Origin of the sequence: Kitasatospora sp. CMC57, assembly GCF_045866025.2 — a bacterium.
Classification (GTDB): domain Bacteria; phylum Actinomycetota; class Actinomycetes; order Streptomycetales; family Streptomycetaceae; genus Kitasatospora.
In genome coordinates, this window is the sequence record NZ_AP035881.2 from 557,130 (window position 1) to 569,387 (window position 12,258).

At 73.5% G+C, this 12,258-nt stretch carries 10 protein-coding genes and 1 pseudogene; 4 read left to right on the forward strand and 7 right to left on the reverse strand.

Annotation, left to right across the window (positions count from 1 at the left end):
* Positions 1-26: 26 nt before the first annotated feature.
* From ACKUU6_RS02655 to ACKUU6_RS02670, 4 genes are read right to left on the reverse strand one after another with little or no spacing between them, the layout of a single operon-like run.
* Positions 27-1,265 carry a ketosynthase chain-length factor gene (locus ACKUU6_RS02655; RefSeq protein ID WP_407986766.1) on the reverse strand — a complete coding sequence of 413 codons (1,239 nt, stop codon included), beginning with the start codon at positions 1,263-1,265 and terminating at the stop codon, positions 27-29.
* Positions 1,262-2,527 carry a beta-ketoacyl-[acyl-carrier-protein] synthase family protein gene (locus ACKUU6_RS02660; protein WP_407986767.1) on the reverse strand — a complete coding sequence of 422 codons (1,266 nt, stop codon included), beginning with the start codon at positions 2,525-2,527 and terminating at the stop codon, positions 1,262-1,264. Before ACKUU6_RS02660 ends, ACKUU6_RS02655 begins: the two co-directional genes overlap by 4 nt.
* Positions 2,524-2,949: a cupin domain-containing protein gene (locus ACKUU6_RS02665; protein WP_407986768.1), complete on the reverse strand. Its 426-nt coding sequence runs from the start codon at positions 2,947-2,949 to the stop codon at positions 2,524-2,526. Before ACKUU6_RS02665 ends, ACKUU6_RS02660 begins: the two co-directional genes overlap by 4 nt.
* Before the next feature lie 55 nt (positions 2,950-3,004).
* Positions 3,005-4,099 carry a SchA/CurD-like domain-containing protein gene (locus ACKUU6_RS02670; protein WP_407986770.1) on the reverse strand — a complete coding sequence of 365 codons (1,095 nt, stop codon included), beginning with the start codon at positions 4,097-4,099 and terminating at the stop codon, positions 3,005-3,007.
* A 256-nt stretch (positions 4,100-4,355) separates the two neighbouring features.
* Between ACKUU6_RS02670 and ACKUU6_RS02675 the strand changes: the two genes are divergently transcribed.
* On the forward strand, positions 4,356-5,987 hold the full coding sequence (locus ACKUU6_RS02675) for an FAD-dependent oxidoreductase (RefSeq protein WP_407986771.1): 1,632 nt from the start codon (positions 4,356-4,358) through the stop codon (positions 5,985-5,987).
* A gap of 27 nt (positions 5,988-6,014) precedes the next feature.
* Here the strand turns inward: ACKUU6_RS02675 and ACKUU6_RS02680 are convergent, their stop codons facing one another.
* The 3 genes from ACKUU6_RS02680 to ACKUU6_RS02690 form a co-directional block, all read right to left on the reverse strand.
* Positions 6,015-7,466, reverse strand: coding sequence for an MFS transporter (locus ACKUU6_RS02680; protein WP_407986772.1), 1,452 nt, complete (start codon positions 7,464-7,466; stop codon positions 6,015-6,017).
* A gap of 132 nt (positions 7,467-7,598) precedes the next feature.
* Positions 7,599-7,859: a DUF4190 domain-containing protein gene (locus ACKUU6_RS02685; protein WP_407986773.1), complete on the reverse strand. Its 261-nt coding sequence runs from the start codon at positions 7,857-7,859 to the stop codon at positions 7,599-7,601.
* A gap of 49 nt (positions 7,860-7,908) precedes the next feature.
* On the reverse strand, positions 7,909-8,064 hold the full coding sequence (locus tag ACKUU6_RS02690; protein WP_407986774.1) for a hypothetical protein: 156 nt from the start codon (positions 8,062-8,064) through the stop codon (positions 7,909-7,911).
* Between the two features lie 120 nt (positions 8,065-8,184).
* On the opposite strand from ACKUU6_RS02690, the gene ACKUU6_RS02695 reads away from it, so the two are divergent.
* The 3 genes and pseudogenes from ACKUU6_RS02695 to ACKUU6_RS02705 all read left to right on the forward strand — a co-directional run.
* Positions 8,185-8,814, forward strand: coding sequence for a TetR family transcriptional regulator (locus tag ACKUU6_RS02695; RefSeq protein WP_407986775.1), 630 nt, complete (start codon positions 8,185-8,187; stop codon positions 8,812-8,814).
* A gap of 70 nt (positions 8,815-8,884) precedes the next feature.
* Positions 8,885-11,632 (forward strand): SpoIIE family protein phosphatase, encoded by a 2,748-nt coding sequence (locus tag ACKUU6_RS02700; RefSeq protein ID WP_407986777.1) that lies wholly within the window; start codon positions 8,885-8,887, stop codon positions 11,630-11,632.
* A 53-nt stretch (positions 11,633-11,685) separates the two neighbouring features.
* Positions 11,686-12,258, forward strand: a pseudogene (locus ACKUU6_RS02705) (SAM-dependent methyltransferase); the annotation flags it as partial.

A 12,258-nucleotide genomic window follows, 5' to 3' on the forward strand; every position in this document is an offset into this window, starting at 1 on the left:
TCTCCTTCGACTGGATCGTGAGGTGTTCAGGACTGGGCCCGGCGCAGCACCAGGGCCGCGTTCGAGCCCATCAGGCCCCGGCTCAGGACCAGGGCGCTCCGCAGCTCGGCGGAGCGCGCGAAGCCGGTCACCAGGTCGAGGCCGTGGCGGACGTCGGTCACGTTGGGGGTGGGCGGTACCAGGCCCTGTTCCATGGCGAGCACGGCGGCGGCGGTGTCGAGCATCGGGGCGCCGCAGTACGACCGGCCGGTTCCTGCCTTGGGCGCGGTCACCGGGACGTGGGCCGCGTGCTCGCCGAGGGCGTCGGCGATCGCGAGCGCTTCGGCCCGGTCCGCCTCCGGCACCCCGAGCGCGTCGGCGAAGACCACGTCGACCTCGTCGGGGGCGCAGTGCGCCTCCTCCAGCGCGTCGCGGATCGCCCGCGCCAGCCCCTGCCGGGACTCCTCCCAGCGGGAGGCCCCGGTGAAGGTGGCGCCGTGCCCGGCAAGTTCGGCCCGGATCCGGGCGCCCCGGCGCCGGGCCGAGGTCTCGTCCTCCACCACGAACATCGCACCGCCCTCGGCGGGGACGAACCCGCAGGCGTCGGCACCGAACGGCAGGTACGCCCGGTCCGGGTCCTCGCTCAGGCTGAGCTCGGCGTACCCGAGCTGACAGACCATCGAGTACGGCGCCAGCGGCGCCTCGGCGGCGCCCACCACCACGGTGTCGGTGCCGCGCCGGACGGTGCGGACGGCGTGGGCCAGCGCGTCCAGCCCACCGGCCTCGTCACTGGCCACCACCGCGCAGGGCCCCTTGAAGCCGCCGCGGATCGAGATCTGGCCGGTGCTGGCCGCGTAGAACCAGGCGATGGACTGGTACGGGCCGACGAAGTGCGGCCCCTGCGACCAGAGTTGCTGCAGCTCGCGCTGACCGAACTCGCCGCCGCCTGACCCGGCGGCGGTCACCACGCCCACGCCGTACGGCTCGGCGGCCCCGGCGTCGAACCGCGCGTCCGCCAGGGCCAGGTCGGCCGCGGCCATCGCGTAGTGCGTGAACCGGTCGGTCTGGACCAGGTAGCGGCCCTCGATGCTCTCCTCGGCGTCGAAGCCGCCGACCTGGCCGGCGATCCGCAGCGGGAGGTGTGCGCAGCCCTCGCGGGTGACCGGGCCGAGGACGGAGACGCCCTCGCGGGTCGCCTTCCAGAAGTCGTCCGCGCCGATCCCGTTGGGCGCCACCACCCCGATGCCGGTGACCACCGCGCGGCGCTCGGGTCGGGTGCGGGTCATGCCGGGGCCCCCTCTCTGCGGAGCACCACCGCGGACTGGAATCCGCCGAACCCGCTGCCCACCGAGAGGACGTTGCGCAGCGGGACGGAGCGGGCGGTCCTCGGCACGTAGTCGAGGTCGCACTCCGGGTCCGGGCTGTCGTAGTTGGCGGTCGGCGGCACCACCCCGTGCGTCAACGCCAGGGCGCAGGCCACCAGTTCGATCGCGCCGATGGCGCCCAGCGAGTGGCCGACCATCGACTTGATCGAGCTCATCGGGGTCCGGTACGCGTGCGCGCCCAGCGAGCGCTTCACGGCCGCCGTCTCGTGCCGGTCGTTCTGCTTGGTGCCCGAGCCGTGCGCGTTGACGTAGTCGATGTCGGAGCTGTCGACCCTGGCCTGCGCCAGCGCGTGGTCGATCGCCTCGGACATCTCCAGGCCCTCCTGGGTGAGACCGGTCATGTGGTACGCGTTGCCGAAGGTGGCGAAGCCGCCGATCTCGCAGTACACCCGGGCGCCACGGCGCCGGGCGTGCTCCAGCTCCTCCAGCACCAGGACGGCCCCGCCCTCGCCGAGCACGAACCCGTCCCGGTTGGCGTCGAACGGGCGGGAGGCGTGCGCCGGGTCGTCGTTGCGCTCGGAGGTCGCGTGGATGGCGTCGAAGCAGGCGACCGTGATCGGCGAGATCGGCGAGTCCGAGGCGCCGGCGATGCAGACGTCGGCCCGGCCGTCCTCGATCGCCTGGAAGGCGTACCCGACCGCGTCCAGGCCCGAGGTGCAGCCGGTCGAGACAGTCTGCACGGGGCCGTACGCGCCGGTCTGTTCGGCCACCGCCGAGGCCAGCGTGCTCGGGGCGAACGCCCGGTGCAGGTGCGGCGCGGCCTTGCGGTGGTCGACGTCCCAGCGGGCGCCCGAGCTGCTGACCTCGGCGTAGTCCCGCTCCAGCCGGGTGGTGCCACCGACGGCGGTGCCCAGCGACACCCCGATCCGCCAGGGGTCCTCGGCCGCCACGTCGAGACCGGCGTCCCGGACCGCCTCGGCGGCGGCCACCAGCGCGAACTGGACGTACCGGTCCGAGCGCGCGATCTGTTCGCCGTCCAGCCCGGCCGCCACCGGGTCGAAGTCGCACTCGGCGGCGATCCGGGACCGGAAGCCCGCAGGATCGAAGAGCGTGATGCCGCGGGTCGCGGTGCGGCCGGCGGTGAGCAGCTCCCAGAACGCCCGGACTCCGTGGCCTCCGGGGGCGACGATGCCGATGCCGGTCACCGCCACCCGTCGGCTCATGAGACGACCCCGGCGCGTTCCGGCGGCTGGCTCTCCGGGGTGTCCTCGGTGTCGACGTGCCCGAGCTCCGGCCGGGGGGCAAGCGGGCCGAGGTGGAAGACCATCCGGGCCTCGGTGCGCCCGACGTTGCGGAACCGGTGGCGCATCCCGATCGGGATCATCAGGCCCTGGTCGGCGCCGAGGGCGTGCGGGACGCCGTCGAGGTCCACCTCCAGCCTGCCCTCGACCACGTAGACGAACTCCTCGGAGTACGGGTGGTAGTGCTCGCCGATCCGCTCACCCGGCTGCACGATCGCCAGCCCCATGAAGCCGCTGGTGGCGCCCACCGCGGTCGGGGTGAGCATGGCGCGCAGGTCGCCGCCACGTCGTCGGTTGGGTTCGGCCTCGTCGACGTGCACGATGCGTGGGAACTGCGTGGTCATGAAGACTTCCTCCGAATAGCTGGACAGGGAAGGTCCCTGACGGTTGGTCACCTGCTCAGGAGTCCTTGGCACACCGGTCGGTGACGAGGGACATCCGGCACTCGCCGAGGAACCGGCCGAGTTCGGGAGCGACCCGCAGGTCGTGGCCGCCGAGGTCGACCAGTCGGCTGAACACACCCACGGCGCGGTCGCCGACGACGCCGAGCGCCAGGTCGGGGACCGACTCGGGCGGGGCGGTCAGGTCCACCACCCGGACCACGGTGTCCTCACGCTGGAAGACGGTGCTGGCCATCAGCGGCCCGGTCCGCTCCTCGACCGCGAGCCGGTCCTGACGGGCCAGCAGTGCGGCGACCGCCGCCCCGCAGCCGGTCCGGACCGGATAGCTCAGAGCGTGCCGGGTGATCCCGGGCGACGGCACCTCGGGCGCCGCCACATGGTGGACCGCGGGCAGCGCGGCCCGCATGAAGAAGGAGCGCGCGGACTCCGCGTCCGAGAGGTCGCGGGCCTGCTCGAGGTACGGGTTGATGGCCTCCTCGACCGCCCTGACCTCGGGCTGCTGCGCCACGTGGCGCAGCGCGGCCGCCAGATCCCCGGCCACCTCGACGGAGCGCACCACCCGGTTGCCGCGCATGAACAGCGAGGTCCTGAGCAGACGGGTGCGCTCGTCCACCTGGGCGGCGGGCGAGGTGTAACCCGCCAGGATCTCGGTCACCTTGCGCTCGCTGCCCGGCTTCACCGTGAACGTGAGGGCGTGCCGGACCACGCCGTCGGTGACCGGCACCGGCCCGTCGAAGGTCTCCGCACCCGCGGTCTCCCGCATGATGCTGAAACGCAGGGACCGGGTGTCCCGCACGCACCCGTGCAGGGGCCGGACCATCTCGCGGTGCGCCTCACTGTCCACCCACGCGAGGAAGGGCCGGGCGCTCTCCCACTCGCTGGTGATCAGCCACTGCGCCGGGTCCTCGATCGACTGGCACAGCTGGTCGCTGACATGGCCGGGCACCGAGGCCACCTGGTGGCGCAGCTGCTCGTACGCGTCCAGGAAGCGCTGCTGAGCGCCGTCCTGGATGTCGCATAGCAGCACCACCCGGAGCCGGGGGGTGGTGGTCGCCGCGGAACGGCGGGTCACGGGTTCGGTCAGGGTCGTCATGGCTCTCCTCAGAGGACGGACAGTCGGGTACCTGGGGGGCCGGTCACGGACTGTCACGCCGCCGCTGCGGCCCGAGCTCGATCGTGGTTCCCCCGCACCCGGGGCGCGAGGGCTGGAAGCCATCTGAGCGAAACCGCGGCACCCCGGCGTAGCTGACCGAGCGTCAACCCGGCCCGCCCCCGAGGCTGGAGCTGGACCTTCCGACCACGGCGTCGGCGCCGACCTGCCGCACGCCGCGTACAGACTGGAGCGATCGATGAACTCGAAGGCCGAGGACCGGGTGCCGGTCCTCATCGTGGGCGGTTCCCTGGTGGGACTGTCCGCCTCGCTGTTCCTGGGCCGGCTGGGTGTGGGACACCTGCTGGTCGAGAAACACGCGGGTACCTCGCACCACCCGCGCGGACGCGGCAACAACGTCCGGACGATGGAGCTGTTCCGGGTGGCGGCGGTAGAGCAGGAGATCCGCGAGGCCGCCTCGGTGCTGGCCGAGAACCACGGCATCCTGCAGGCCGACACGCTGGCCGGGCTGGACCAGGAGTGGCTGTTCAAGGAGATCGACCCCGGCGGCGGCCTGGCCAGGTTCAGCCCGTCCGGCTGGTGCCTGTGCAGCCAGAACGACCTGGAGCCGGTCCTGCTGCACCGGGCCCGAGAACTCACCGGGGAGCTGCGGTTCGGCACCGAGCTGGTCGGCTTCGAGCAGGACGCCGACGGGGTGACGGCCGTGCTGCGGGACCGGGAGAGTGGTGAGCGGCGCACCGTCCGCGCCGACTACCTGATCGCCGCCGACGGGCCGCGCAGCCCGGTCAGGGAACGGCTGGGCATCGGTCAGGACGGGCCGGGCGACCTGTTCCACAACGTCAGCATCACCTTCCGGGCCAAGCGGATCGCGGACGTGGTCGGTGACCGGCGGTTCATCGCCTGCTACCTGACCAACCCTCAGGGGCCGGGCGCACTGCTCCCGGTGGACAACCAGGAGCAGTGGGTCTTCCACGCCCCCTGGCAGCCGGACCGGGGCGAGACACTGGAGGACTTCACCGACGAGCGCTGCATCGCCCACATCAGGGCGGCCGTCGGCGTGCCCGACCTGGAGGTCGAGATCACCGGCAAGGCCCCCTGGCACGCGGCCGAACGGGTCGCCGAGCGCTACGGCGTGGGCCGGGTCTTCCTCGCGGGCGACTCCGCGCACGAGATGTCGCCGACCGGCGCCTTCGGCTCCAACACCGGCATCCAGGACGCCCACAACCTGGCCTGGAAGCTGGCCGCCGTCCTGGGTGGCTGGGCCGGGCCCGGGCTGCTGGACACGTACGGCGAGGAGCGCAGGCCGGTGGCGCGCGCGACCAGCGCGCGCGCCTCCGCGCGCTCCGCAGAGCACAAGCACCCGGGGTACGAGGCGACGCCCGGCACCGGCCGGCAGGCCAACGTGCTGGCCGTCGCGCTCGGCTACCGCTACCCGGTCGGTGCGGTGGTCGGCACCGACCCTGCCGCCCCCGCCGTACCGGAGCGGTTCGAGGCGGCGGGCGAGCCGGGCAGCCGGGCACCGCACGTCTGGGTCCGCCACGCGGGTGTCCGGCTCTCCACCCTGGACCTGTTCGAGACCTCGCCGACGCTGCTCACCGGGCCGGAGGGCGGCGCCTGGTTCGCGGCGGCCCAGCGGGCCGCCGAGCGGCTGGGCGTCCCGCTGGAGGCGTACCGGATCGGCACCGACCCGGCGTTCGAGCTGGCGCCCGAGCCCGGCACCGACTGGGCCTCGGCGTACGGCACCAGCGCCGAGGGCGCGGTGCTGGTCCGGCCGGACGGGTTCGTGGCCTGGCGGGCCGAGGGGTCGGCGCCCGACCCGGACGCGGTGCTCGGTGACGTCCTCGAATCGGTGCTCCGGCTGCGCTCCTGACCCCGCGGTGGCGCCCGGCTCCGGGTGTCAGGCCCTGCTGCGCCCGCCCCAGAGGTGGCTCAGCAGAGCCAGCACGACGAAGCCGAGCGCCACGCCCAGGCCGCGTTGGAAGGCTCCGGACCAGTCCCCGGGCCGGGCCGCCACCCCGGCGAAGAAGACCGAGCCGACCGCCGCGATGCCGACCGCCGATCCGATCCGCTGGGCGGTCTGCAGGACGCCCGCCGCGCTCCCGGCCCGGACCACCGGCACCTCGCCCAGCGTCAGCGTCTGGTTCGGCGCGACCACCAGGCCGCTGCCGATCCCCGCCACCAGCAGCGGCGCGGCGGTGGCCCAGCCGACGTGGCGTCCGGCCCACAGGTGGACGGCGAGCGCGGCACCAGCAAGCCCGGCCACCACCAGGAGCAGACCCGCCGTCACCAGCCGCCGCCCGTACCGCTGCACCCACCGGCCGCCGACCAGGGCCGAGCCGGCCGAGCCCAGCGCGAAGGGTGTGATCGACAGCCCGGCCAGCAGCGCGCTGTACCGCTGCCCGCCCTGGAGGTAGAGGCTGAAGATGAAGAAGATCGCGGTGAACCCGGCGAAGTACAGCAGCGCGAGCAGCACGCCCAGCGCATACGGGCGGGACTCGAACAGGCTCATCCGGACCAGCGGCTCGCCGCTGCGGCCGTAGTGGCGCTCCCAGAGCGCGAAGGCGGCCAGCAGGAGCAGCGCGGCCGCGAGCAGCAGCCACTTGGTGCGGCCGTGCCACCGCTGCTGCATGAACGGGAGCAGCAGGCAGAGCGTCCCGGAGCCCAGCAGCAGCACGCCGACCGGGTCGAACCGCGGCCGGCCCGGCGCCCGCGCGGTGGGGCCCGGCAGCAGCCGGTACGCCATCACCAGCGCCACCGCGCCGACCGGCAGGTTCACGTAGAAGACCCAGCGCCAGCCGTTCCGCTCGCCGAACACCTCGATCAGCAGCCCGCCCAGCAGCGGCCCCACGGCGGTGGAGAATCCGATCGTGGACCCCAGCCGACCGAACGCCCGGCCCCGTTCGCCGCCTCGGAAGAGCTGCTGGATGAAGCCGGACACCTGCGGCACCAGTAGGCCGCCCGCCAGCCCCTGCACCAGCCGGGCGACCACCAGCCAGCTCTCGCTCCGGGCGGCGCCGGCCGCCGCGCTGGCCACCGTGAAGAGGGCGAGGCCGGTCATGAAGACTGCGCGCCTGCTGTACGCGTCCCCGAGCCGCCCACCCGGGACGAGCACCAGCCCGAACGCCAGCGCGTAGCCGGACAGCGCCCACTGCATCCCGCTCTCGGACATGTGCAGGCCGGTGCGGATGGAGGGCAGCGCGACGTTGACGATGCTGATGTCGAGCAGGGTCATGAACCCCGCGACCAGACAGACCGTCAGCGCCCGCCAGCGGTTCGCCCGCCCGGGCTCGTCCTCCGCCGGCGAAGGGTCGCCCCGGGAGCCGGGCACGGCAGGGGTTGGTGTGCTCACACTCGAGCCTTTCGGCCGGGCCCCCGACGGGAGAGCGGGCACCCAGTATCGCCACTCCCGGCCCGCCGGTCGGCGCGACCGGGCGCGGCACGGCGCAGCTACCGCCCGGACGGCGGAGCGCTTCGGCCGTGGTCAGCCGCCGAGGTTCCAGAGGGTGCCGTGTCCGGCGCCGAGGGTGGCGGCCAGCACGATCAGGTCGGCGGCGCCGAGGGTCAGGCCGAGCAGCGCGCGGCCCCTGCGGCGGGTGCCACGGGCCAGCGCCAGACCGCCCAGGGCCAGGGCGCACGGGCCGAACACCAGGTTGAAGAAGAGCAGGCCGATCAGGCCCAGGACGAACGAGGCGACGGCCATGCCGTCCGCGTCGCTCCGGGTACGGGGGATGGTGCTGTTCATGGTGGTGACTCCTCTCGGGGGTCGGACCGCCCGGCAAATGGTGGCGGTCTCAGTGCCGCCGGGCGCGGGCGAGCTGCTCGCGGACGGCGAAGACGGCCAGCCAGGCGACGATGCCGCAGCTGGCGGCCAAGAAGACCGGACCGGAGGAGTGGACGGCCGCGCCGCCCAGCACTGCCAGCGCGACGAGTACGGCGAGGAGGGACATCTGCGGGCCTCTCGGTCGGATCGGACAGGACCATTGGGCGAACACTTGGGATGACAACTGTTCGCCGATTTCTCCACTCTACGCTGGCCAATGTCAGCAAACAGTTGTTTACTGAATGATGTGAGTCACACCGCAGGCCCCAGACAGGCCCAGAAGCAGCAGACCCGGCGCACCCTCCTCGACGCCGGACTGCACCTCCTCGAGGCGCAGAACCTCAGCAGCCTCGGAGTCCGGGAGGTCACCCGCGAGGCCGGGATGTCCCCGGCGGGGTTCTACCGGCACTTCCGCGACACCGCCGACCTGGGCGTGACGCTGGTCGAGGAGTCCCTCGCCAGCCTGCACGAGATGGTGCTCGCCGTGCTGGCCGGGCCCGACGACGCCGAGGAGCTGATCGACCGGGCCATGGACGTGGTCGCCCGCCACGTCCGAGAGCACCGCGCACACGTCCGGTTCCTCGCCCGCGAGCGGCACGGCGGCGTACGGCCGGTGCGCGAGGCGATCGCCCGGGAGCTGGCCCGCTTCGCCGACGAGGTCGCCGGAGCGCTGGCGACCCAGCCGGCCTCGGCGGGGTGGAGTCCGGAGGACCTGCTGATGCTCGCCGAGCTGTACGTCGAGCACCTGGTGTCGACCGCGACGGCCTTCCTGGAGGTCCCCGACGACCGACCCGACCTGGAGCTGCGGATCAGCCTGGTGGCGCGCCGTCAGCTGCGCCTGATCAGCGTCGGCCGTCGCCACTGGCGCGACTCCTGAGGCTCCGCCGGACGGGGCGGAAACGCCCGACCTCTTGGCCTTGGGGGACCGGCCGGGGTAGACATGGCGTATGGCCCGCAACACCGGTCGACCCCGGGCCCCGTCGGAACCAGAGTCCCCCGGTCGGCGCCCGCACGGCGGACGCCAGCGAACCGGTCCGGCGGCGCGGCGCGGGCAGAACCAGCGCGGCGGCCTGCGGGCGGCCCTCAGGTCCCGCAGCGTCGCGGGCCAGGTCTTCGTCCTCCAGGTCCTGATCGTGCTGCTGCTCGTGGTGGCCGCCGGGACCCAGATGGTGCTCCAGGCCCGCCAGGACACCGCGACCGAGGCCCGTAACCGCTCGCTGGCGGTGGCGGAGACCTTCGCCGCCTCGCCCGGCATGGTCGAGGCGCTGCGCTCACCCGACCCGACCGCGGTGCTCCAGCCCCGCGCCGAGGCCGCCCGGATCAAGTCGGGCGTCGACTTCGTCGTGGTGCTCAACACCGACGCGATCCGCTACACCCACCCCATGCCGGACCGGATCGGCAAGAAGTTCGTCGGCACCACCGCCCCGGCGCTCGCCGGTGATTCGATCACCGAGGAGGTCAACGGCACGATCGGTCACCTGGTGCAGGCCGTGGTGCCGATCACCGACAGCGGCGGCCGGGTGGTCGGCATGGTCTCGGCCGGCATCAGGACCAGCCGGGTCAGCGACAGCGCGGCGAAGCACCTGCCGATCCTGCTCGGCAGTGCGGCGGCGGCCCTGGCGCTGGCGCTGGCCGGCGCCGCGCTGGTCAGCCGCCGGCTGCGCCGGCAGACGCACGGCCTCGACCCGGGCGAGATGACCCGGATGTACGAGCACCACGACGCGGTGCTGCACGCGGTCCGCGAGGGCGTGCTGATCATCGGCGGGGACGGCCGGCTGCTGCTCACCAACGACGAGGCCAGCCGCCTGCTCGCGCTTCCGCCCGACGCCGAGGGACGGCACGTCGGCGAGCTCGGCCTGGACCGCCCGGTGGCCGCGCTGCTGCTCTCCGGACAGCCCGCCAGCGACGAGGTGGTGGCCGCCGGGTCCCAGCTGCTGGCCGTCAACGTCCGCCCCACCGACCGCGACGGCGGCCCGCCAGGCCTGGTGGTGACCCTGCGCGACTCGACCGAACTGCGGGCACTCTCCGGCAAGGCCGACCTGGCTCGGCGCCGGCTCAAGCTGCTCTACGACGCGGGCCTGGCCGTCGGCACCACGCTGGACGTCTCCCGCACCGCCCAGCAGCTGGCGGAGGCGGCCGTCCCCGGCTTCGCCGACTACGTCACCGTCGACCTCGCCGAGGCCGTCCTGCACGGTGACGAACCCGAGCCCGGAGCCCCGATGCGCCGGGCCGGGCTGAGCGGCAGCAATGCCGGCGGTCCGTTCTACCCGGTCGGCACCAGTGTCCCGGTGGTGCCGGGCACGCCACGGGCCCGCAGCCTGGCGAACGGACAGGCCGAGGTCGAGCACGACCTGAACGTCACCCTCGACGCCTGGCAGGAGTACGACGCCGAACGCGTCCGCCAGGTGCGGGAGCAGGGCGTGCACGGGCTGCTCGCGGTGCCGCTGCGAGCGCGGGGCGTGATCCTCGGCATCGCCGCCTTCTGGCGCAGCGGGGAGCGGAACTCCTTCGACGAGGAGGACCGCTCGCTCGCCGAGGAGCTGGTCGCCCGGGCGGCGGTCTCCATCGACAACGCCCGCCGCTACACCCGCGAGCACACCATGGCCGTCACCCTGCAGCGCAGCCTGCTGCCGGGCAGCCTGCCCGGGCAGAACGCCCTCGACGTGGCCTACCGCTACCTCCCCGCGCACGCAGGCGTCGGTGGCGACTGGTTCGACGTCATCCCGCTGCCCGGCGCCCGGGTGGCCCTGGTGGTCGGCGACGTGGTCGGGCACGGTCTGCACGCCGCCGCCACCATGGGCCGGCTGCGCACCGCCGTGCACAACTTCTCCTCCCTCGACCTACCGCCCGACGAACTGCTCGGCCACCTGGACGAGTTGGTCAACCGGATCGACCAGGAGCAGGCCACCGCCGACGGCAAGGCGCCGATCACCGGGGCGACCTGCCTGTACGCGATCTACGACCCGGTCTCCCGGCGCTGCTCAATGGCCCGGGCCGGCCACCTGCCGCCCGCCGTCGTCCAGCCGGACGGGACGGTGGAGATCGTCGACCTCGCGGCCGGGCCGCCGCTCGGCCTGGTCACCCTGCCGTTCGAGACGGCCGAGCTGGAACTGCCGGAGGGCAGCAGCCTGGTGCTCTACACCGACGGCCTGATCGAGCACCGCGACCGGGACATCGACCTCGGTCTGGACCGGCTGCGCACCTCGCTCAGCCGCGCCGACCGCAGCCCGGAGCAGGTCTGCGACGACGTGCTGGACGCGCTGCTGCCGGCCAACCCGACCGACGACATCGCACTGCTGGTGGCCAGGACCCGTGCCCTGCCGGCCGAGCGGGTCGCGGTCTGGGACGTACCGCCCGACCCGGCCGCCGTCCGGGACATCCGGGGCAAGGTGACCGCGAAGCTCGGCGACTGGGGGCTGGAGGACCTGGAGTTCACCACCGAGCTGATACTCAGTGAGCTGATCACCAACGCGATCCGCTACGGCCTCCCGCCGATCCAGGTCCGGCTGATCCACGACCGCACGCTCATCTGCGAGGTCTCCGACCGGAGCAGCACCTCGCCCCACCTGCGCTACGCGGCCAGCACCGACGAGGGCGGACGCGGGCTCTTCCTGGTCGCCCAGTTCGCCGAGCGCTGGGGCACCAGGTACACCGGCGGCGGCAAGGTCATCTGGGCCGAGCAGCGGCTGCCCTGAGCCGTCGGCCGCGCCCGGCGTCACTGGGCCACAGCGCCCGCTACTGGGACCATGAGGCCCGCTGCGGCCGCGACGGCTCGATGGTGATGGCCCACCAGCGCTTCAACTGCACCGTCGAGGGCGTCACGCTCTCCGCCAAGCAGGCCGACTTCGGCAACCAGCGCGCCCGGGACCTCGGCATCGACCACGCCGTCCGCTCCCGCGTCGCCAACATGCTCAACATGCCGTTCGAGACCGGCCAGGCCGCCGCCTCCTGGAACAACGAGTCCAGCATGTACGTGGACCCCGAGGACCTCTTCGCCGAGCACTCCCGGGTCCTGCGCCTCGGCGGCCGCTACGTGACAATCACCGGCTGCTGGAACCCGGTCTACGGCCAGCCGTCCCAGTGGGTCTCGCAGATCAACGCCCACTTCGAGTGCAACATCCACTCCCGACGCGAGTACCTCCTCGCCATGGCCGACAACCGCCTGGTCCCGCAGACCGTCATCGACCTGGCTCCCGACACCCTGCCCTACCGGGAGCTCCGCGCCACCACGTCCGTCGTCACCGGTATCGAGGAGGCATTCATCAACTCGTACAAGGACGGCTCCTTCCAGTACCTGCTCATCGCGGCCGACCGGGTCTGA